General features: G+C 40.4%; 18 protein-coding genes and 1 pseudogene. 8 read left to right on the top strand and 11 right to left on the bottom strand.

The features are described from left to right. Positions 1-437: 437 nt before the first annotated feature. Both rplI and dnaB read left to right on the top strand, forming a co-directional pair. A complete protein-coding gene (gene rplI / locus VE944_RS00080; protein ID WP_324970688.1) occupies positions 438-896 on the top strand; it encodes a 50S ribosomal protein L9 in 459 nt (152 codons plus the stop codon). A 145-nt stretch (positions 897-1,041) separates the two neighbouring features. After that, entirely contained in the window at positions 1,042-3,657 is a 2,616-nt protein-coding gene (gene dnaB / locus VE944_RS00085; RefSeq protein WP_324970690.1) for a replicative DNA helicase, read from the top strand. A 67-nt stretch (positions 3,658-3,724) separates the two neighbouring features. Here dnaB and VE944_RS00090 read toward each other — a convergent pair whose 3' ends face one another. From VE944_RS00090 to VE944_RS00100, 3 genes are all read right to left on the bottom strand, one after another. After that, on the bottom strand, positions 3,725-4,246 hold the full coding sequence (locus VE944_RS00090; protein ID WP_324970692.1) for an FKBP-type peptidyl-prolyl cis-trans isomerase: 522 nt from the start codon (positions 4,244-4,246) through the stop codon (positions 3,725-3,727). 78 nt (positions 4,247-4,324) lie between these two features. Beyond that, positions 4,325-4,648: a phasin family protein gene (locus VE944_RS00095; RefSeq protein ID WP_324970694.1), complete on the bottom strand. Its 324-nt coding sequence runs from the start codon at positions 4,646-4,648 to the stop codon at positions 4,325-4,327. A gap of 810 nt (positions 4,649-5,458) precedes the next feature. Then, on the bottom strand, positions 5,459-5,869 hold the full coding sequence (locus VE944_RS00100) for a 2TM domain-containing protein (protein WP_324970696.1): 411 nt from the start codon (positions 5,867-5,869) through the stop codon (positions 5,459-5,461). Positions 5,870-6,438: 569 nt separating this feature from the next. On the opposite strand from VE944_RS00100, the gene VE944_RS00105 reads away from it, so the two are divergent. Next, complete coding sequence (locus VE944_RS00105; protein ID WP_324970697.1) at positions 6,439-6,840, top strand: fasciclin domain-containing protein; 402 nt, start codon at positions 6,439-6,441, stop codon at positions 6,838-6,840. A 170-nt stretch (positions 6,841-7,010) separates the two neighbouring features. Here the strand turns inward: VE944_RS00105 and sfsA are convergent, their stop codons facing one another. Continuing rightward, positions 7,011-7,736, bottom strand: a complete 726-nt coding sequence (sfsA, locus tag VE944_RS00110) for a DNA/RNA nuclease SfsA (protein ID WP_324970699.1) — start codon at positions 7,734-7,736, stop codon at positions 7,011-7,013. Between the two features lie 243 nt (positions 7,737-7,979). Here sfsA and VE944_RS00115 point away from each other — a divergent pair, with 243 nt between their 5' ends. After that, positions 7,980-8,648: a 2OG-Fe dioxygenase family protein gene (locus VE944_RS00115; RefSeq protein ID WP_324970701.1), complete on the top strand. Its 669-nt coding sequence runs from the start codon at positions 7,980-7,982 to the stop codon at positions 8,646-8,648. A 2-nt stretch (positions 8,649-8,650) separates the two neighbouring features. Here VE944_RS00115 and VE944_RS00120 read toward each other — a convergent pair. Beyond that, positions 8,651-8,837: pseudogene (locus VE944_RS00120) on the bottom strand (DUF711 family protein); the annotation flags it as partial. Between the two features lie 105 nt (positions 8,838-8,942). On the opposite strand from VE944_RS00120, the gene VE944_RS00125 reads away from it, so the two are divergent. Then, a complete protein-coding gene (locus VE944_RS00125; RefSeq protein ID WP_324970703.1) occupies positions 8,943-10,211 on the top strand; it encodes a tetratricopeptide repeat protein in 1,269 nt (422 codons plus the stop codon). A 119-nt stretch (positions 10,212-10,330) separates the two neighbouring features. Here VE944_RS00125 and VE944_RS00130 read toward each other — a convergent pair whose 3' ends face one another. From VE944_RS00130 to hemE, 4 genes are all read right to left on the bottom strand, one after another. Continuing rightward, the gene (locus VE944_RS00130; RefSeq protein WP_324970705.1) at positions 10,331-11,164 is read right to left on the bottom strand and encodes a DUF4114 domain-containing protein; all 834 of its coding nucleotides are present in this window, start codon (positions 11,162-11,164) and stop codon (positions 10,331-10,333) included. Positions 11,165-11,814: 650 nt separating this feature from the next. Beyond that, positions 11,815-13,413 (bottom strand): B12-binding domain-containing radical SAM protein, encoded by a 1,599-nt coding sequence (locus VE944_RS00135; RefSeq protein WP_324970707.1) that lies wholly within the window; start codon positions 13,411-13,413, stop codon positions 11,815-11,817. A 181-nt stretch (positions 13,414-13,594) separates the two neighbouring features. Continuing rightward, positions 13,595-14,548: an NAD-dependent epimerase/dehydratase family protein gene (locus tag VE944_RS00140; RefSeq protein WP_324970709.1), complete on the bottom strand. Its 954-nt coding sequence runs from the start codon at positions 14,546-14,548 to the stop codon at positions 13,595-13,597. A 172-nt stretch (positions 14,549-14,720) separates the two neighbouring features. Further along, complete coding sequence (hemE, locus tag VE944_RS00145) at positions 14,721-15,782, bottom strand: uroporphyrinogen decarboxylase (RefSeq protein ID WP_324970711.1); 1,062 nt, start codon at positions 15,780-15,782, stop codon at positions 14,721-14,723. A 213-nt stretch (positions 15,783-15,995) separates the two neighbouring features. Between hemE and VE944_RS00150 the strand changes: the two genes are divergently transcribed. After that, a complete protein-coding gene (locus VE944_RS00150) occupies positions 15,996-16,742 on the top strand; it encodes a hypothetical protein (protein ID WP_324970713.1) in 747 nt (248 codons plus the stop codon). A 40-nt stretch (positions 16,743-16,782) separates the two neighbouring features. Here VE944_RS00150 and VE944_RS00155 read toward each other — a convergent pair whose 3' ends face one another. After that, complete coding sequence (locus VE944_RS00155; RefSeq protein ID WP_324970715.1) at positions 16,783-18,102, bottom strand: ABC transporter substrate-binding protein; 1,320 nt, start codon at positions 18,100-18,102, stop codon at positions 16,783-16,785. 198 nt (positions 18,103-18,300) lie between these two features. On the opposite strand from VE944_RS00155, the gene VE944_RS00160 reads away from it, so the two are divergent. Together VE944_RS00160 and VE944_RS00165 are read left to right on the top strand one after the other, a co-directional pair. Beyond that, entirely contained in the window at positions 18,301-19,044 is a 744-nt protein-coding gene (locus VE944_RS00160; RefSeq protein ID WP_324970717.1) for a class I SAM-dependent methyltransferase, read from the top strand. Positions 19,045-19,144: 100 nt separating this feature from the next. Beyond that, positions 19,145-20,212 (top strand): glycosyltransferase family 4 protein, encoded by a 1,068-nt coding sequence (locus tag VE944_RS00165; RefSeq protein ID WP_324970719.1) that lies wholly within the window; start codon positions 19,145-19,147, stop codon positions 20,210-20,212. A gap of 28 nt (positions 20,213-20,240) precedes the next feature. On the opposite strand, the gene VE944_RS00170 is transcribed toward VE944_RS00165, so the two are convergent. Further along, a partial coding sequence (locus VE944_RS00170) for a S66 peptidase family protein (protein WP_324970721.1) occupies positions 20,241-21,061 on the bottom strand: 821 nt, incomplete at its 5' end.

Consider the following 21,061-nt stretch of genomic DNA (forward strand, 5'->3'; position numbering starts at 1 on the left):
TTTGTGTAGTCATTGCGAGCGGAGCGAAGCAATCGCCTGGGATTGCTTCGCTCCGCTCGCAATGACAGGAAAGGTATTTTTTCCTCTCACAGAAATAGCATGAACCGAAAATCACCAAATTTCATCAAAGTCAACACCCTAGTCTGAATCCCCATCTGATTTCCTCCCCTTGTCCCCTTGTCCCCTTGTCTCTTTCTTCACATCTTCCCCTGCTTCCCCTACCTCCCCTGCCTCCTCTGCTCCCTCATCCCCCCACTCCCTACTCCCCACTCCCCATTCCCCAATTCATTCAATTTTCTCTAATAGTTGCGATCGCACCCTTCCTTTCGCTACGATCTGTAAGCTTTAGGGTATAGGCAAAGAAGCTTGGAATACAGCACTGACATTGTGAGCTATCTTACCCAAACCCGAATTAATCAGATTTTACAGGAAAAACGATGGCGAAACGCGTACAGTTAGTTTTAAATCAGGATATCAGTAAGCTAGGAAAATCTGGCGATTTAGTGGAAGTAGCTCCTGGCTACGCTCGTAATTATCTGATTCCCCAGAAATTGGCAACCAATGCCACTCCTGGTATTCTCAAGCAAGTAGAACGCCGTCGTGAGCAAGAGCGTCAACGGCAATTAGAACTCAGACAACAAGCAATTGAGCAAAAAGAATCTTTAGAAAAAGTTGGCAGCTTGACAATTGCCAAGCCAGTTGGTGAAAACGAAGCAATTTTCGGTACTATCACCACTCAAGATGTTGTAGATGCAATTAAGGCAGCCACTGGTCAAGAAATCGATCGGCGTGGAGTAACCATCCCCGATATTAACCACCTTGGTACTTATCAAGCCGAAATCAAGCTGTATTTGGAAGTAGCAGCACAAGTCGATATTCAAGTCGTCGCAAGTTAAGTTAGGCGGGAGGAGATGAAGGGGATGAGGAAGATGAGAGAGCAAGGGAAATAAGGGTGACTGATAACTCCTAACCCCCACTCACCACTCCCTACTCCCTACTCCCCACTCTCAAATAGCTTTCATCTCAAAACTAAAATCGTTTATGGCTGAAGCACTGAATTTTCAAGGCGATGGTAGCGATGCCTACGGCGGTAAACTACGCCTCCCACCCCAAAATATTGAGGCGGAAGAAGCGATTTTGGGGGGTATATTACTAGATCCAGAAGCGATTAGTCGAGTTAGCGATCGCCTGCTTCCAGAAGCTTTTTACATTAGCGCTCACAAAGATATTTATCAAGCAGCTGTGAGGCTCCACACCCAAGGTAAACCCACAGACTTACTTTCAGTCACAAGTTGGCTGACTGACCATGATTTGCTATCCCGCATTGGCGGGAGAAATAAATTAGCAACTCTGGTAGACCGCACAGTGTCAGCCGTGAACATCGACGCCTTAGCAGGGTTGGTGATGGACAAATACCTGCGGCGACAGTTAATTAAAGCTGGCAATGAAATTGTACATCTTGGTTACGAGACAGAAACCGAATTACCACAGGTTTTAGATCAGGCAGAACAGAAAGTTTTTGGCGTTACTCAAGAGCGTCCCCAATCGGGTTTAATTCACATTTCTGATACTTTAATTAATAATTTCCAAGATATTGAAGATCGAAATCAAGGCATCGCCTTACCTGGTATCCCCTGCGGCTTTTACGATTTAGATGCGATGACTAGCGGCTTTCAGCGTTCTGATTTGATTATTGTCGCGGGTCGCCCATCAATGGGGAAATGCTTGCATGAAAATGCGGAAATACTTTTGAGTGACGGGAGTATCTCAACTATTAAAGAAATATACCATCGTCGGCAAGCTGAGTTAATAACTTTAGGAAATGATTGGAAGTTTCATCTAACTCAAGCTTCAGCCTTTGTTAATGACGGCATTAAACCAGTTTTTAGTGTTACTACTCGCTTAGGACGATATATTGAAACTACTATCACCCATCCTTATTTAACCATCAATGGATGGCGACAACTTTCAGAATTAAGAGTAGGGGATAAAATTGCTGTAGCTCGTAAACTTAATATATTTGGTACAGAAACTATCCGCGAGTGTGAAGTTAAATTATTGGCATATTTCATAGGTGATGGGTGCTTAACAGACTCAAGACTAGAATTTACTAATATTAACTCTCGCATCCAAAATGATTTCACATACGCTGTTACCAGCTTTTCACCCAAGTTGAAAGTTAGGATAGAAATTAGGGGTGAACGCACCCCAATACTCCATGCAGCTATGTCTCAAGGCGAAAAGAATCATTTAACAGCATGGTTGGAAAACATAGGGCTATGGGGCAAAAAAGCTGATGCTAAAACTATTCCAAACATCGTTTTTAAATTAGAGCGATCGCAAGTTTCCTTATTCCTCAATCGTTTGTTTGCAACCGATGGATGGGCTACATTACTTACAAGCGGTCAATCGCAATTAGGCTACTGTACTGTCAGCGAAAAATTAGCTAGACAAATACAACATTTGTTATTGCGATTTGGAATTATTGCCAGTCTGAAAAAACGCTCTGTGAAATATAAAGACACTCGCAGACAAGCTTGGCAATTAGATATTACTGATGCCCAGAGTATCAAAAATTTTATCTCAGAAATTGGTATTTTTGGCAAAGAAGAGGCATTAACTAAGGTTGCAGATGCAATAGCTAAAAAGAGATATCAAACAAATCGTGACCTCATTCCAATAGGAATTTGGGAACAGATAACAACAGCTAAAGGTAATGAACCTTGGACTGTTTTAGCTCAACGTGCCGGAATTCAAGGGTATTCAAATATCCATGTTGGTAAACGTGCTTTAACACGAGAAAGGCTTTGGATATTAGCAAGTACTTTAGAAAATTCGCCACTTCAACAGTTAGCAGCGAGTGATGTGTACTGGGATGAAATAGTTTCCATTGAATCGATGGGATGCAAACAAGTTTATGACTTAACAATCCCAGAAACACACAATTTTGTTGCTAATGATATCTGTGTACACAATACAGCATTTTGTTTAAACCTTGCTCATAACATTGCTGCTTCTTATAAATTGCCAGTTGCTTTCTTCAGCTTAGAAATGTCAAAAGAGCAACTGACGCAACGTTTATTAGCTAGCGAAGCACAAATTGAAAGTAGTTATCTGCGAACTGGCCGCTTGAGTCAAACACAATGGGAACCTTTAAGTCGTGCTATTGGTATCCTTTCTGAAATGCCGATTTATATTGACGACACGCCAAACATTACAGTTACACAAATGCGTAGTCAGGCAAGAAGACTGCAAGCGGAAGTTGGAACTGAATTAGGATTAATTGTAATAGATTACTTGCAACTGATGGAAGGAGCGGGTGATAATCGCGTACAAGAATTGTCAAAAATTACGCGTCAACTTAAAGGTTTAGCGCGGGAATTATCTGTACCAGTTATTGCTTTATCTCAGTTGAGTCGCGGGGTGGAAGCACGTACTAACAAGCGTCCAATGTTATCTGATTTGAGAGAAAGTGGAAGTATTGAACAAGACGCGGATTTAGTAATAATGTTGTACCGTGATGAATATTACTCTCCCGATACTCCCGATCGCGGCATTGCAGAAGTGATTATAGCTAAACATCGCAATGGCCCTACAGGTACTGCGAAACTTTTGTTTAATCCTCAGTTTACAAAGTTCCAAAATTTAAAAATTTAGCTATTGAATTGGGGACTGGGACTGGGAGAAACCAATTCCCAATTCCCAATTCCCAATGTCCTAGTTTCTACTTAACTCCCAGCAATTCCACTTCAAAAATTAGAGTTGCATTGGGTGGAATCACGCCACCAGCACCACGAGCGCCATAGCCTAACTCAGATGGGATAATTAACTGACGCTTACCACCTACTTTCATGGTGCTAAGTCCTTCATCCCAACCTTTGATTACCTGTCCAGCACCTATTTTAAAGCTGAAGGGTTGGCCGCGATCGCGTGAACTATCAAACTTAGTACCATCTTCTAAAGTGCCGACATAGTGAACTTCAACCGTTTGTCCAGGTTGAGGAGTCGCCCCAGTCCCCTCTTTTAACTCGACATACTTCAATCCAGAGGGGGTAGTTACGGCATTAGCATCAGACATAGTATTGCTCGCAATTAGAGTATTATTTTCAGTTACAGTTGGGGGCGCTGTCAGCGTTTGAGTTAACTCGGCAGCAATGGCAGTATTCTGTTTACTACCTACTTGCCCTACAGCCAAAAGTACAACACACGCCAGCATGAACGCCACGCTGAGGAAAATTGGTTTCAAAATCAGTTCTCCTTACTTAGGTATCCTGGCAAAAACATTACCAACAGGACACAATTAGTTTAAATCAGAAAGGACATCTTAACGCCAAAGCTTATTTTCTAAATCGCGCAATTGACGCTCTAAACGGTCAATTCTACCGCGCAGTTCGTCCACTTCCGACTGGCGAGCTACCCCCAAATCTTGCATCATATTTCGCATTTGCCGTTGCATTTGGACATCGAGGTTTCCCTGCTCCGCCTTTAGCTGCTGGGCAATATCATCTATAACTGCTTTGGCTTGCTCTGGATTGAGCTTACCGTCTTTAACTAAATCATCGCTGACTTGGCGCAGTTTTTCTGCTACTAAAGATGTTGTGCCAAGACCCACCATCATAAGCTGTTGCACCCAGTTGTTGCTGTCCATACTCCCTTCCTCTTAAATTATTTCAAACCAGCCGATCATTGCTCCTGAGTGTAGGAAATCAAGCTATGCTAAAAGCGTGGTTATTCTAGCCTACATCTCTATTTTGGCAAATTAGCAAACACAGAGATCACAGGATATGCTTATAGAACGACTTAAGTTTAAGGTTGTCCCGAATTTAAGGGAAAATTTTATTCATAAGGACGCATAAATTTCGACAATAGGGCTGGCTGAATATCCTAGATTTCTCGCTAAAGAGGTTTGGATTAGCCTCAATGACCACACAGAAATTACCCTCATCATTTTTGGGGTAACACTGGAGCAGTGGAAAGCCTTACCCCAAGTACATTTGCAGACTATTAAAGATAAATTCATCCAAGAACTGAGAGAATTTTATCCAGTAGTGGAGTCAGCAAAGTATCAAGTACGGAAATTTCTCCATTTCTAGGTGAAAGATTACTCTCGACTCCAAGAGTTGGGGCTTAACAACAGGCAAGCTTCCGCCACAGTTACTAATGAAGCGATCGCCTCAAAAAATTATAGGAATCCAACTTAATTATTTCACGGCAATTCAAGCCATTGGTCATGAGTCATTAGTACCAATGACTAAATCGGCGGGATTCCCACCGATTCGATTTGACTTTTGCGGAGTATACTAAGAACCAAAATTTGATTTAGCAAGCTTTCAGTCAACTGGCTTTTCAAAAATCAAATCGGATTCCCATCATAAAATGAGTAAAGGTTAGATAAACCCATTGCTTTTGAAACTTAAAGCATCTTATTGACATCTCCATTCTTAAAAGTAGATAGGAGTTAAATTTTTGCACGCCAATTCTGAAAAGCTATTTCATAACCCTCTGATTTACTCTGATAAACACTCCACCAATGAAAAAATAGTCCTAACCCCCATCCTAATACTGGAAAGATAGCCCAAAAATAACTAGGACTAGTTATTAGATTCAAAAGAATAAGAAATAAATTCACCGCTACGAAGCTAACCAAATTTGCCCTAAAGGTTCTGCGTCGGAAAGTATTAAATGTGCGTCGCAAACGTTCCTCTTCTTCTTGAGCTAACCACTTGTTTTCAGTTGCTTCCAAAATATCAGAAGAGATGCCTAAGTCAGTTGCCATTTCTATAAGCTGTTCTCGTGAGAATCCACCTTCCTGTTTACGAGCGAGTGCTATTTGAAGGATTTTTTGCACATCTTGTGAGTCGTAAGTCATTTTAATTACCTTATAAGTTTGTGTGTAAATGCGCCTTTGATCTCACGAGGTTTTCGCTAGGTTTCGTTCAATTCATTTAGCGAAAGCCTCTACATTTTGCACCCAATACTTAGTTAAATTTACACCCTTATTATTTTCTCACAATCGATTTATAGGTACTGTATTTGTCAATACTTCTATATCGCTTTTATGACATTAAGCAAACATTATCTGAAACTTGAATGCTAATAGTGTCAGAAAAGACTGATTGAAACTATGAATTACTAATTATTAATTATGTTGACGTACTTTTTCTATTGAGATTGTATAGCGTAGTTTACGTCCGTAGATATCGCTCCTGCCTCTGTATAAAAGGAACGATGCCTGCGGTGGTAAACTACGCATCCTAGAAGTGCTGGTAACTCATCTGCCCAGAGAATATATATGTAATTCTCTATTTGTATAAAAATATAGACAATTATTTATGATATCAATAAAAATTTTTATTCTGCCTACGTCTAACGATAGATAGATTTTATTAAATAAATAGTTTAGATTTGTAACAGATTACACAGAACTAGGTAAAACACATGCCCGATATAGTTGATACCGCCGTTAGTAATGGTTCTTTCAACACACTAGTTGCAGCAATCCAAGCAGCTGGTCTAGTAGATACACTGAAAGGCCCCGGGCCATTTACCGTTTTCGCACCTACTGATGAAGCGTTTAATAAGCTTCCAGCAGGTACAGTAGACGCATTATTGAAAGATATTCCCAAGCTCACCAAAATCTTGACCTATCATGTTGTATCAGGCAAGGTACTAGCTGCTGATGTAGTTAAACTGAAAACAGCTACAACAGTTCAAGGTTCAGATGTAAAAATTGACGCTTCTAATGGCGTTAAAATCAATGATGCAACTGTAGCAGCAGCAGATGTTGCTGCTGATAACGGTGTCATCCACGTAATTGACACAGTTTTGATTCCTGCATAAGCAAACGTCACAATAGCTAATGCTATTTCTGGGGCGGCGACTACCTGTAGTCGTTTCTCTATTACAGTCTGGTTGAATGTTTTTTAGTAAACACCAACTACCAACAAATCCATCTAGATACTGTCTAGATGGATTTATTGTTTCATGCGTTTAGATTTAATTAGGTGTAATCAAATTTTTAGTTTTGCCAAACCTAAATAACGGATACCTTCGGGGGAAATATCAAAACGGCAAGGTAAGACTTCTAAACCCAGAGCGATCGCATCGCGTAATAATTTACCATATATAGGATCTGTGCGATCGCCAGGCGAGAACTCTGTACAATCACCGCGATTGATAAAGTAAAGCATCACCGCACGAGTTAGAGGTAGTAGCGCCATTAGTTCTCGCAAATGCTTTTGTCCTCTTGTAGTTTCCGTGTCGGGAAATAAGGCTAGTCTCCCCTCAGACAAAGTTGTATTTTTCACTTCTAAATAAATCGGGCGTTCCTCATCACTCCCCGTTAAGAAAAAATCCACTCGACTTTTTTTATCTAGCCCATAAACCACTTCACCCTTAATTTGGCTATAGTCGCCCAATTCTGGGAAAAGATATTTCGCCAAAGCTAGCTTTACCACCCGATTAGGCAAGAAAGTATTTATGCCTACCCAAGTCGGCTCGTTGTCATGTACCTGAATTAGTTCTAAAGTGTAAGCCAATTTGCGGTTAAGATTATCACTTTTGGAAAGTTGTACTGCACTTTGGGGAGTTGATACACCAGTCATAGGCCCTGTATTGGGACAATGTGCTGTCACGATTTCGCCAGAAGTAAGTTGAACGTCAGCAAAAAACCGCTTGTAACGCTTAAGTAAAATACCGGGATACAAAGGTGGGTAACGGTAAAGCCAATCTATCATTATAAAACCTTATTGCTGCTAGTAAATATACGTCGATTCCTTACCCACCTACCTCTCAACAGCAAATCTTTTCAGCAACTACTCCGCCCTGTGACAGAAATTGAGTAATTCTTTATATCACAAAGTGTCAATTTTTGTAGTTATTTTTACAACATAGTAACAAAAAGTAGCATATACTAAGTATTATAATCCTCCCATAAAGAAAAATCCGGGAGAATTTCAATATGCAAGGAGGTAAATCCTATGCAAAAATTGGGAACAGCAACGGAATTACAATATGCTTTTCTGTTTACTCTAAGAAAGGTAAATTCGATAAATCCAGAAGGTTTCAAGCCATTTTTTAGTAATATGCCTATTGACCCTTATATCAAAGGCAATTATCGTTCGAGAAGATTATCTCGGTTCACAGTTTCTGGAAATGAGTTAATCAAATTACCTCATGGCTACTTCTTTCAAAGTAAAGAGTATAATCCATTAGCAGGTGACTTAAAAAGAGAGTTTGCAGAATTAGATGATGCACTGATAAAACTTGATATTTTTAGGAATCTTGTTTTAGCATTTAGTGATTCTTGTAAACTTCATCCTGAAGCTGAAATTGGAGTTCATCAAATTAGGACTATTTGTTCGCCAGATAATTTGGGTAATCCAGCGCCTGAAGGTATCCATCAAGATGGGACTGATTTTATTGGCATATTCTCAGTTGACAGGGAAAATATTCAAGGTGGAGAAACACATTTGTATAGTACGAAAAAAGAAAAGCCTGTATTTAGCAAAGTTCTAAATCCGGGAGAACTTTTATTAGTAAACGATCATGATTTCTTCCACTTTACCACTCCTATAAAACCACAGATTGATGCTCAGGGAAGTAGGGATGTTTTTGTGCTGACTTCTCCTAGCTTACTTTCAGAATAATTCTAGTTAACTGTAAATATTTTACAATCTAAGAGAGATGGGGAATTGAATGTAGTCATTTCCCCAGCTTTTTTATTTGTAATTGGAAATAATCGTTAGCCTGTTAGTTAGTCCGGCATCTTCACAAACCGGAAGCATAAATCTAGAGTAATCACAGATTTTTATCGATACATTTTTTAATACACGAGAAGCAAAGGCACGCTGAATACTTAAAATATGAAGAGTGAGTGCATAGGTTAGGCTACGAAACAAGCGTGCTGGAATTGAACTAACTGAATCAACCGAGCAAATGCCATGAATGACGAATTCTACAATAGAGGATTGGAAAAGGCTAGGCGAAAAGACTACGCTGGAGCAATTGAGGAATTTAACCATGCTTTACAACTGACACCTTACTTTACCGAAGCTTACTTGCAACGGGGTTTGGCATATTATGACTCAGGAGCAATCCTTAAGGCTGTTTCAGATTATACCGAAGCTCTGAAGTTGAATCCTGAGAGTGTAGAGGCATATTATTGTCGTGGATTAGCTAGGGTGGCGCTGAAAAATTTACCGGGGGCGCTAGACGATGTTGAACGCGCTATTCGTCTCAATCTCAATTATGCTCCTGCTTATAATCTGCGGGGGATAGTGCGGCGCAAACAGGGTAATATTCAAGAGGCGATCGCTAACTTTAAAAAAGCTGCACAATTATATCTAGAACAACAGGATAAAGACAATTGTCGTCTGTGTCTGGAACAAATTAAACAGTTACAACCCCAAGAATTACCTGTTGTACAGCAATCACGTTCTCCAAATGCACCTATTTTATCCACAAATGAATATTTCACACAATTATTAGAAAAGGCTGAAAAGGGAGATACGCAAGAGGCACTCGCCGATTTAAACTGGGTATTAAAAGCCGATTCACAAGATGCCCAAGCTTACTGCTGTCGTGGGGTTGTGCGTTGCAAAATGGGTAATTATCGAGAAGCGATCGCAGATTTTAATCAAGCATTGCGATTAAATTTTCAAGATGCCATTGTCTATCGCAACCGAGGTAAAGCCCGTTCTATATTAGGCGATCATCAAGGTGCGATCGCGGATCTTAATCAAGCACTTCAGATGCAACCCGAAGATCCCTTAGTATATATTGCCAGAGGTAATGCCTATCGGACAATAGGTAATTATCTCGGTGCAATTCAAGACTACACCCAAGCGCTGCAATTCAATCCTAATGATGCTCAAGCTTACTACAATCGCGGCATCGCATATACTTGCATGGAAGAAGTGCAAAATGCCCTGGAAGATTATCAACGGGCGGCGAGTATTTTTTGTGAACAAGAAGACTGGGGAAATTATCAACAAGTCTTAAGTAGCCTAGAAAAAATCCAAAAATTTAGTCCAGAGTCAAAAAAGCAAAAATATAACCTACTACGTCAGCGACTTTTGCGAATGGTTGGCGGATATTGGGAAATTGCCGAAAGATTAATTCAGCAGAAGCAGGATTACCATCCTGGGATGTCAGACGAGTGGTATTTGCAAAAAGTGATTGATGATTTAGAACGCGATCGCGGTAGATAAAATATAAATGTCACTATATACTAAATTCACCCGTACACTTATACGGGTAAAAATGCGGTCAATCACTTTTTATTTTCTAATGAAAGTAAAAGTGCTTTATATTAACAACGTTTCAAAGTTTAGTTAGAAGTGCGAGTTTGACGGCGACGACGCAATCCAAACATACTTACTGTTCCCACTGCGAACATTGACAGAGTAACAGATGGTTCAGGAACGGTAGCGCCAATTAGGTCTTTAACATTCTTCTCACCGATATCAAGAACGACGACAACATCATTAAAGTCACGATCAGAACCTTCGTTCAACTTACCAGTTGCAGAATCTATACCTGAAGCGTATAAATCACCGTATAAATCCTCGAACGCCAGGAGAATGTAGTTGTTGTAAGCATAGGCAACTGCGTGTTGTAGTTTGTCAGCATTAGAGGCAGTGTCAGTACTAAAGATATTGGCAGAGTTACCACGGTTCAAACCATCAGCTCTTAACCAAAAGTCAAGTTGAGTACCTGCGGTAATATTACCAAGTTTGACCCCATCACCCAGTTTTAGTGCATTACCGCCCCCGCCACCAACACATCCACTTCCTTCACAAGAAATATCATTAAAAAGCAGCCCAGACTTGTTAGTAGTTCCTAAGGCGTCGAAAGCTAACTGGTTTCTATAACCAGCACCCTCATTGATAAAGTAAACAGAAACATCGTAGTCGTATTTTAGGTTTAATTTAGTGGGGTCTAATTTAAATTGTCCGCTGTTTGGGAGGACAACGCTTTCAGCTTGGACAAATTGTTGAAAAGGAGCGTCGTTAAAACCAGTTTGAGACTTACTAAGTACCGTTGGTTGAGTCCAGGAATTATCCCAAGTAAAATCAGCAGCAGATGCAGTTTCTACTTTGGAGAATAATCCGGTCAAGGTAGCGGTAGCAGCAATTAAAGCAGTCAATACAGTGGGTTTCATATCAGGAGTTACGAAGTAGGCAAAACAATTGAGACAGGAATATTTTGAATAATCTGTCTTGATAGCTTCTTAACTTCTAACCGCGATGCTTTAGCAAAGTCAATCTTTTTTTTGGATTTTATTGGTATATTTAAATAGCTCTTTATTTAAGGTATTTTTACTGAAAAATTACCTTAGGTGATAACCTCATATACTGTCATTATCATTCAGTATTTCTAGTTAATATGTGATGAAATATTTATGGAAAATTTATATTCTTTATTAAAAGGAGATGTGCAATTTTTTTATAGTTAAAGTCCAAAACCTCAACCTATATACAGCAGTTTTCTTTTACATGAAGTACAAAGCTACAGATTTGGAGCCAGGAGTTGTATAATCTCCGTTTGATTGCTTATTAAACCCGAAAAACCCCACCCCGCCAAAGCTATGCTTTGTCTCTCCTAAGAGCTTGCGGGGAGGGGATTAAGGGTTGGGGTAAATCTAATATGTCATTGCCACGAGGAACGACATTGACGGAGCTTTCCCGTAGAAGAAGCAATCGCAATGATAGAGATTGCTTGTCTTTGAGACACTAGGCAAACGTTCCTCGCAATGACAATCTAGATCATATTTTTTCCACCCATTTACTTACTTATTAACCGTCAAAACACTTAACTGACTACCGCTTCAGTTTTTTCTTCTGCTTTTTCCTTCACTAGCACATAAGGGGTTTCTGCACCTTGTGCGAGATATTCAGCCAGTTGACTTTCAATTTGATCGCGCACAATTTGCCGATACTCTAGAAAATGCTCATTGTGGGCACAAGCAGAGATGTAATGCTCAATAACTCCAGGGTTACGCTTGAGAATGCTAAACAAATGATGCCAGAATTTCCAACGGGTTTCCCGTTTGATTCCTTGTCGCCAAATTACAATTAGCAGCGCTTTCACAACCACCCATTCTGGCATTTTTGCTGGCGCTTTCCAGCTCGGCAAACCCATCATCAAGAAACAGCGATAGGTACGATCCAAGTAATTTACTGGGTCGTATAAAGTACAAAAGGCTTCAATATATTCTCGTGCAAGTTCTTCTAAGGGACGGGTGGGTAGGAAGTTCATCAATGTTGTTTGGTTGATGTTGCCATCTTGGTTTTCCCGTAGTCGTCCTTCTTTTTTCAGGCGATGCCAAAGCGCAGTGTTAGGTAACGCTTGCAACATGGCAAAGGTAGTAGAGGGAATTGCTGCTTGCTCTGCAAAGCGGACAATGCGATCGCCTGCACCTGCTTTTTCGCCATCAAAACCGATAATAAACCCAGCCATTGGGCGCAATCCGGCTTTGATGATTGTTTCTACTGCCTCAGTTAGAGAACTGCGAGTATTTTGAAACTTCTTAGTCATTTGCAAACTATCCTCATCCGGCGTTTCAATTCCCAAAAACACCGCCGAGAAACCACACTCAACCATTAGCTCCAACATTTCTGCATCTTGTGCTAAGTCAATTGAAGCTTCAGTGTCAAATCCGAAGGGATACTTGTGTTCTGCCATCCAGACTTTTAACTCTTTTAGCAACAATTTCACATTTCGTTTGTTGCCAATAAAGTTATCATCTACCATGAATACACCCCGCCGCCAACCCAATTCATAGAGGCAATCTAACTCTGCTAAAAGTTGTGCTGGGGTTTTGGTGCGTGGTTTGCGCCCGTAGAGAACAATAATGTCGCAAAATTCGCATTGGAAGGGACACCCGCGCGAAAACTGCACCGACATCATGTCATAAGCATCCAATTCTAATAAATCAAAGCGGGGTATTGGTGTGCTTGTCACATCAGGCTTTTCTGTGGCGCGGAAAGTCCCAGAAGTTTCTCCCCTTTTAATTGCCTGAATAAACATGGGCAAAGTGATTTCGCCTTCATCCAGAATCAGAAAATCTGCACCAACATTTTCAACTTCGTGAGGTACAGAGGTTGGGTAGGGGCCGCCAACTGCGACTAGCTTGCCACGTTTTTTGGCTTCCTGGATTTGGTCAAGTAAATCTTGTTTCTGGACAATCATCGCAGAGAGGATTACTACATCTGCCCATGCCCATTCTTCTTCTGTTGCTGCACGGATGTTGCGATCTACCAGCTTGAATTCCCATTCTTGGGGTAGAATCGCCGCTACTGTTACTAAACCCAGAGGTGGCAATAAAACCTTGCGATTGACTAACTCTAAGATTTTTTCATAAGACCAAAAGGTTTTGGGAAATATTGGATACACTAACAAGATTCGCATGTAGTATCAATCCTCACACTTTGATTGTTATCCCACTCTAACGAAAATAAAGAGTTATTGACTTTTTATTAAAGTTGTTTTATTTTACCATTGATATTTTTCCCTCAAATGGGCAACTAGGGATGGGAATTCTTACATCCCCGAACGCGAACAGCGTCTCCAAGAGTTGGGGCTGATCCACTTACTTACTTTTAACGCCACTAATTTTTAAAACATCACTCATGGTTGCACAATAATTTGGCAAGCCGAAACTATCAGGATTGATGAATTTCTCATAAGTGAAATGTCGATAGTTCATGCAAAACCGATCCCAAGCGGCCATCCGAATGCGGAACAGAATAATAATCAAATTAGCCAATGCTATAGATATGGGAATGCGAAAGTAAATCTTTTTGCCAAAATAAGCACAAACTTGTTTCACTGCTTGATTTGCAGTTAATGGTGCTTGACCTAAAACAAGCCGACGTGGTTGATCGTTTTCGACAGAATGATCGATTAAATATCGCACGACAGTGGCAATGTCTCGTCCGTGGATAAAGTGAAAACTGCCATCTGCTTCTAGAAAGCGAATCACATTAATATATTTTGTAACTTCTGGAATACCAGATGTGACGGCAGAATAAGGCTTATTCGCATCACCGCCCAATACTACAGTCGGAAATACTGTAGTAATTTTAGGCGCGATCGCTAATTTTTCTTTTTTCTGTAAGCAGTCATATTTGGAACGGATGTAATCTGTCCCAATTTCCCCGGCTTCTTTTAATGGTTGATTGTACCGATCTAAAACGCTAGCTGTCGAAAAATAAATCACCTGCTGGCAACGTTCTGGATCTAGCAGTTCTAGCAACTCTATAGTCTTGACGACATTAATATCAAATGTCTCATCACCACCCCAAGCTGTGGCTGTGAGTACCGCCGTATCAATTGTGAATAGCAAATCGGCAAATTGGCGAATATTTTGCATATCACCTTGCAAAACATTGATACCCGAACGTGCCTTAATGTCAACTTGCAGTTTATTTGGGTTCCTGACTAGCAGATATAATTCGTGATCTGTTTCTTTAATTAAGGCTTCTGTTAAATAATGACCTACACAACCACTTGCACCAGTCACTAAAATCCGTTTCTGGCTCATAAGAAAATTTATCAAAATTTAAGAGTTAAAAGTGAAGAGTTAAAAATGAAGTTATAAGTTCCAAATTACAACTGATAATTTATCCTCTGGAAATTTTAGATTTTGAATTTTGGATTTTGGATTAAAAGAAAAATCTAAAATCTAAAATCTAAAATCTAAAATTGAATGGCTCTTAACCCTTAACTCCTGCAAGATTCAATTCCTTTGCTGTTTCAAAGAAGAAAGCAACATTTTCTTCGGGAGTTTCTGGTAAGACACCGTGACCGAGATTAAGAATGTGACCCCAATTACCAGCTTTGCGAACGGTATCGAGAATGCGATCGCGGATAAACTCTTTGGAGCCGAATAGCACACCTGGGTCAAGATTTCCTTGAACTTTGACTTGCTTACCCAATCTGGCTCGTGCGTCTGCCATATCCACTGCCCAGTCTACACTGACAATATCAGCGCCAGATTGTGCCATTCTTTCCAACACACCTGCACTACCGCTAACTAGCAAAATCAAAGGTGTATCGGGGTGGGTTTGCTTGACTTGCTGGAAAACTCGCTTCTGATATGGGAGAGCAAAGGTGTCATAATCTTGAGGACTCAATTGACCTGCCCAAGAATCGAACATTTGCACAACTTGAGCGCCACAGTCAATTTGGTAGCGGGCATAGATGGCGATCGCATCTGCTAATTTAGCTAACAGTTGATGCAATATCGTTGGATCTGAAAATGCCATGTTTTTGATGATGGAATAGGTTTTAGAACCTTTTCCTTCCACCGCATAAGCTGCTAACGTCCACGGCGCACCCACAAAGCCCAACACCGTTGATTTATCGCCTACTTCCGAACGTAGCGCTTGTAATATTGTCTTGATAAATGGTAGAGCTGCTTCTGGTTCTAAAGGATGCAGAGCATCGATTTGTTCTTGAGTGCGGAGGGGCGAGTGAATGATTGGCCCTTTACCTTCGGCAATATCCATGTCAATGCCCAAAGCAGGTAATGGGGTGACAATATCAGAAAATAAAATTACTCCGTCTGGTTGGAAAGCTCTCCAGGGTTGCAAGGAAACTTCAATTGCTACTTCTGGAATTTCAGAGCGATCGCGAAACGAAGGATACTTCTCTCTTAAGTCTCGATATGCTTTCATATATCGTCCCGCTTGTCGCATCATCCATACAGGGGGACGATCTACTACTTCACCACGAGCAGCCCGTAAGAGATGAGGAGTCGTTGAATAAACACCCATTTATCACTTCATCCTAAGTCACAATTTTTATGCCACTGTTTAGCTTATCATTCTGGGATTACGCTTTTTCAGATTAAAAGGGACTGGGTACTGGGGACTAGGGACTGGGGAGTGGGAAATAGGATAAAACAGGAATCAATATTGAATTGGGAATTGGGCATTGATTATTTCTCCCCATCTCCCTATTCCCAGTCCCTAATCCCCAGTCCCCTTATGCAAACTGACTCTAACAGTCCCGATGATGTTGCATCTGCTAATAATGAGCCTAACCCAGGAAAGTTTTTGATTCCGCGATCGCAGCGACAGAGGTTCTTTATCCAGTTTACCTTGATGACCCTGATCGGATGGGTTGTGGGTGGCGTTGCCAGTATCGCCTTAGAGAAAATTATTCTCCAAACCTCACCTAGCGTTGCAATCCAACCACAAACATGGGGCATTTTGGTCAGAAGTCTTAGCAATGTTATATTTGCTGTGATTTTTGCTGCCGATCAAGCCCTTGTCCTTTACCGATATTTATCGGGTTGGCAATGGATATTTGCTACTAGTGTAGGTTGGCTGATTGCTAACGGCGTTTCTACAGCCTGGATTAACTATCTTTCAAGTATTGCCATATCGTTAAATGAAATATCTCCTGAGCAGACTTTTATTTTTGGATTTCTGTCTGCGATCGCATATATTATTTCTGGTATTTGGCTAGGGCTTTGCCAGTGGCTGGTATTGAGGCGATACACAACAAGCATTTGGTGGTGGAACTTTTTACCCTCAATTTCTTTCTTCTTGATCACTATTTTGATTTGGTTGATTTTTGTTGTGCAAAATTTGATTCCAGAAGCCAACCGTACTTTTATACTGTATTGGACTGGGCAAGGATTTACAGCACTAATTTTGGGAATTGTACCAGCAATTGGTTTATGTACCTTGAAAAGAAATTCACATCGCCGGAGTGAAATTTCTGGTTAATTATAATTAAACTAGTTATGGATTTTAGATTCCATCTAAATTATAGGGAATCCCAAATTGAATCGAGGTTTGCTTGAGCTTGTTTAAGTGCTGTTTCTGGAGACGCTCCTAACATGGTGGCTTCGATGGCTCGACCTAAACTGTCAGACAAACGACTATAGCCAGGAATAATTGGTCGAGAACCTGACACAGGCATTTGATCAATAAAGACTTTCAAAACAGGTTTTTGCTGGAGAATTTCTTGATAAGCCTGACTTTGGGTAGATTTGATGTTAACTGGTAAAAAACCCGTTCCTATACTCCATTCTGTTTGGAATTCTTCACTTAAAACAAACTCTAAAAATTTGAGTGCTGCTTGCTCTCTTTCTGGTGTAGTCTTCATCAAATACATATTTCCAGTGGCTGTCACCGTAGCAGGTTTCACATTTGCAGGTATGGGAAATACATTAAAGTCAACATTAGACTTCATGATAGAAGTCCAAGGGCCTGTGATCTGCATTGCAACGCGACCTGAAATAAAAGCGTCTTCTTCATAACCTCGCTCTGGCGAAGAAAGGCTTGCTGAACCATCTTTTAATATATCCTGCCAAAATTGTAAGGCTGCGATCGCACCTGGATTCGTTAAATTCGGATGGTTATTTGTTACAATCTCTCCGCCAGCGCTCAATAAAAAAGGGAACCAACTAAAAACAGTCCATTCTTCCTTTCCTAAAGGCAATAGCATTCCGTACTGTTCGGGCCGATTGTCGCCATTGCGGTCTATAGTCAATTTTTTAGCAACTTCCCTTAACTCTTGCCAAGTCTTAGGAATTTGTGTAATTCCCGCAGCTTGGAAAAGTTTAGGTCGGTAAAAAATGCCTATATTGCTAGTGGAGAGTGGAATTGACCAAAGATGACCATCTAATTTTAATTCCTCCCATAAGTTGGGGCTAATTTCCGACTTTAATGGAAATTTGTCCAGCCATTTATCTAAAGGACGAATTGCCCCTAGTTCCATAAACTGACCGGTCAATTGAGGATCGAATGACAGAATATCTGGAGACGCATTGCCCACAACTGCTGTTAATATTTTTGGCAATTGGGGTTGACCTATAAAGATAGATTCCACCTGTATATCAGTATGAGTCTGATTAAATTTATCTACTAGTTTATCAAACACATCCCGATTACCAGGGGGATTGATTGATTGCCATAAATTCAGATGAATTACTCCGTCATTTTTCTGGACTGTCCCCTGACAACCATATAAGAATATGAGAAATATACTCAGAATCATTCCTATTAGGGAAAGCCGCCAAGCAGAATTGGTTAACTGGCGGGAAAAAGTCTGAATTTGGGATTGGAAAAGGCTAACTTTCATGTTAATTTTTAGATTTATTGGGCATCTATTATTTCACCCTTCTTAAACCACAGCGCTGTGTAGTCAATTTTATGAAGATTAAGTTGCTCTATTCTCAAACGTTCAAATCAATCTCAATTTTCACGAGTGTTAATAAGTTAAACTTGTAGAAATTTGTTGTATAGTATAATTCGTTTATTTTACTGTGGCACAGATTTTATGGTAAGCTCTACTACGCCTTATTTCTTAAGTAGCTTTTTAGAAAACTCATTTCACTTCAAGCATCATCTAAAAGATTTTTTACATTTAGATCCAGAAACCGTAGAAACAAGGTTAGCAGCAGAAAAAGAAGAAATAAAAAGCTTAGGACACAAAGATTTTAATTGGCAAGAAGCAAGTGCTTTCTACCGTGATAAAGTAGGAGAACTTTACTTATTTGAATTGGGGGCTTGGCATCTGTCAAGTCATGAGTATATTGGAGATATGTTGCGGTTGATTGCAGATTATGCCCAAGGTCGAGTGTTAGATTTTGGTGGAGGAATAGGAACTCATGCCCTTGGTGCTGCTCTTTGCCCACAAGTCGAGCAAGTAATCTATTATGATATTAATCCGATAAATCGTGATTTTGTTCAGTATCGGTCTGAGAAAATGGGACTGTGCAAAAAAATAGTTTTTGCTCTTGAAATGCCTGAAAAAGAGAAATTTGATACGATTTTATGTTTTGATGTTTTAGAGCATTTATTAGATCCTAGCCAGCAGTTATTGCAATTTTATCAAGCTTTGAACTCTGATGGTAAGATGATAGTGAATTGGTATTTCTTTAAAGGTTTTAATCAAGAATACCCTTTTCATTTAGATGATCCAAAAGTAGTCGAAACATTTTTCCACACACTTAAAAGTCACTTTTTAGAGGTTTTTCACCCTTATCTGATTACAACCCGTTGCTATCGGAAGCAGAGTTGAATTCGAGTTTATGTCTTTTGGGTGGAGCCATAGCGAAACCCAATAATTACGTTGTTTAGGTAAAAAAATTATATCTATAAAAATACATTAACGACCGCAAATGTACCATAAATTATTATTTATGTCTACCCCAATGGGTGCTATAGGTTCAGGATTAGGAGGTGGAGTAGAGTTAACCCTATCTAATATAGCTACAGAGATGCTCCGGCGAAAACATAAATTAGAAATTGTTGCACCGCAAGGCTCTATCAGCAACTCCTTACCTATTAAAGAAATTCCTGGAGAACTAATACAGATACCAGCGCAAAATCAAAGTCGTAGTGATCCAATTGTGCTGCATAAAAATTCTGTTTTAGCAAATATGTGGGACTATGCTCGTCAAGTGGAAGCAGATTATGATTTGATTGTGAATTTTGCTTATGATTGGTTGCCACTGTATTTAACACCATTTTTTAACTGTCCGATCGCACATCTGATCAGCATGGGTTCTTTAACAGATGTTATGGATCAAATTATTGAACAAGTTGCAATCAATTTTCCGAATACTATTGGTGTTCATAGTCAAACACAGGCGGCTACTTTCACATTTGCAGAACGGTGTATTTGTCTATTAAACGGTTTGGATTTATCTATTTATCAATTTTGTCCAAAACCAACTCAGAGCTTGGCGTGGGTAGGTAGAATAGCTCCTGAAAAAGGGCTAGAAGATGCAGTAGCAGCAGCAGAAATCACTGGTATTACGCTGAAAATATTTGGGTTTAAACAGGATATATCTTATTGGGAGAAAATTTGCCAAGAATACCCTAATGCTCCCATCGAATATATAGGATTTTTACCAACGGTTGAGCTACAAAAAGAGTTGGGTAAATGTCGATCTCTTTTAGTAACTCCTCGTTGGATAGAAGCATTTGGAAATGTAGCAATAGAGGCGCTTGCTTGTGGAGTACCTTTAATTGCTTATCGTCGGGGTGGTTTAACAGAAATTGTCCAAGAAGGCAAAACTGGTTTTTTGGTGGAACCTGATAGTGTTCAAGGTTTAGTAGAAGTGATTAAGCATTTGGATGAAATTGACCGCCAGGCTTGTCGCCATCAAGCAGAAACTTTATACTCTTTAGAAGCTATGGGCGATCGCACCGAAGAGTGGTTTCAAAAAATTCTGAGAAACTGATATAGTACTAATCAATATTTGCGCTCAACTATGACGCGTAGCTTGCCGCCGTAGGCATCGCTAATATTCCCGCATCCCCATCTAACGTTACATCCACACCCACTGGTAAAGCTGCATTGGGGCTATCATGACCAAAAGGCAAATCAGAAACAATCGGAATCCCCAAATCACCCAAGCGATCGCGCAATACTTCTTCTACACTAAAGCTAGACACAGTTGGCGGCGCTTCACAGCGAGTAAAACCGCCCAAAGCAATACCGCAGACTTGAGACAAAGCACCACTTAAACGCCACTGTGTCAGCATCCTATCAATCCGATAAGGTGCTTCTGTAATATCCTCCAGCGCCAGAATTACACCATCTAGATGTGGCAGGATTGGTGTACCCAAAAGGTGAGTAGCCACTGTGAGATTACCTGGTAATAAAGTGCCTGTTACAACACCACCACCCCAACCGCAACCTTTGAGAGGGGCGAAAGAACTACCTTCTACCCAATCAAATAATCGCTCAATTGACCAATCTGACTCATCTACTAAAGTCGTCAGCACGGGGCCGTGAACGCCGGAAATGCCTGCTGTATAAAGGCTCCATAATAAAGCTGTGACATCAGAAAAGCCTATGAGCCACTTGGGAACCGCTAAGTTTGGCCAATTCCAATCTTCTAAGATACGGGTGCTGCCAAAACCGCCTCTGGCGCAAAGGATACCACGGCAATCAGGATCTTGCCATGCTGCTGCTAGTTGGTGACGGCGGGTTTCGTCTGTACCTGCAAGATAACCCCATTTGTCATCTATCTGAGGGCTGATTTCTACTCGATAACCACGCGATCGCCAAATTTCTACACTCCGTT

Origin of the sequence: Nostoc sp. (genome assembly GCF_035638895.1) — a bacterium.
In the GTDB taxonomy this organism is placed as follows: domain Bacteria; phylum Cyanobacteriota; class Cyanobacteriia; order Cyanobacteriales; family Nostocaceae; genus Nostoc.

What these genes read in the sequence shown, in the direction of transcription:
- rplI (WP_324970688.1), top strand. Translation starts at nt 438, where the DNA reads ATGGCGAAACGCGTACAGTTAGTTTTAAATCAGGATATCAGTAAGCTA.
- dnaB (WP_324970690.1), top strand. Translation starts at nt 1,042, where the DNA reads ATGGCTGAAGCACTGAATTTTCAAGGCGATGGTAGCGATGCCTACGGC.
- VE944_RS00095 (WP_324970694.1), bottom strand. Translation starts at nt 4,648, where the DNA reads ATGGACAGCAACAACTGGGTGCAACAGCTTATGATGGTGGGTCTTGGC.
- VE944_RS00100 (WP_324970696.1), bottom strand. Translation starts at nt 5,869, where the DNA reads ATGACTTACGACTCACAAGATGTGCAAAAAATCCTTCAAATAGCACTC.
- VE944_RS00105 (WP_324970697.1), top strand. Translation starts at nt 6,439, where the DNA reads ATGCCCGATATAGTTGATACCGCCGTTAGTAATGGTTCTTTCAACACA.
- sfsA (WP_324970699.1), bottom strand. Translation starts at nt 7,736, where the DNA reads ATGATAGATTGGCTTTACCGTTACCCACCTTTGTATCCCGGTATTTTA.
- VE944_RS00115 (WP_324970701.1), top strand. Translation starts at nt 7,980, where the DNA reads ATGCAAAAATTGGGAACAGCAACGGAATTACAATATGCTTTTCTGTTT.
- VE944_RS00125 (WP_324970703.1), top strand. Translation starts at nt 8,943, where the DNA reads ATGAATGACGAATTCTACAATAGAGGATTGGAAAAGGCTAGGCGAAAA.
- VE944_RS00130 (WP_324970705.1), bottom strand. Translation starts at nt 11,164, where the DNA reads ATGAAACCCACTGTATTGACTGCTTTAATTGCTGCTACCGCTACCTTG.
- VE944_RS00135 (WP_324970707.1), bottom strand. Translation starts at nt 13,413, where the DNA reads ATGCGAATCTTGTTAGTGTATCCAATATTTCCCAAAACCTTTTGGTCT.
- VE944_RS00140 (WP_324970709.1), bottom strand. Translation starts at nt 14,548, where the DNA reads ATGAGCCAGAAACGGATTTTAGTGACTGGTGCAAGTGGTTGTGTAGGT.
- hemE (WP_324970711.1), bottom strand. Translation starts at nt 15,782, where the DNA reads ATGGGTGTTTATTCAACGACTCCTCATCTCTTACGGGCTGCTCGTGGT.
- VE944_RS00150 (WP_324970713.1), top strand. Translation starts at nt 15,996, where the DNA reads ATGCAAACTGACTCTAACAGTCCCGATGATGTTGCATCTGCTAATAAT.
- VE944_RS00155 (WP_324970715.1), bottom strand. Translation starts at nt 18,102, where the DNA reads ATGAAAGTTAGCCTTTTCCAATCCCAAATTCAGACTTTTTCCCGCCAG.
- VE944_RS00160 (WP_324970717.1), top strand. Translation starts at nt 18,301, where the DNA reads ATGGTAAGCTCTACTACGCCTTATTTCTTAAGTAGCTTTTTAGAAAAC.
- VE944_RS00165 (WP_324970719.1), top strand. Translation starts at nt 19,145, where the DNA reads ATGTACCATAAATTATTATTTATGTCTACCCCAATGGGTGCTATAGGT.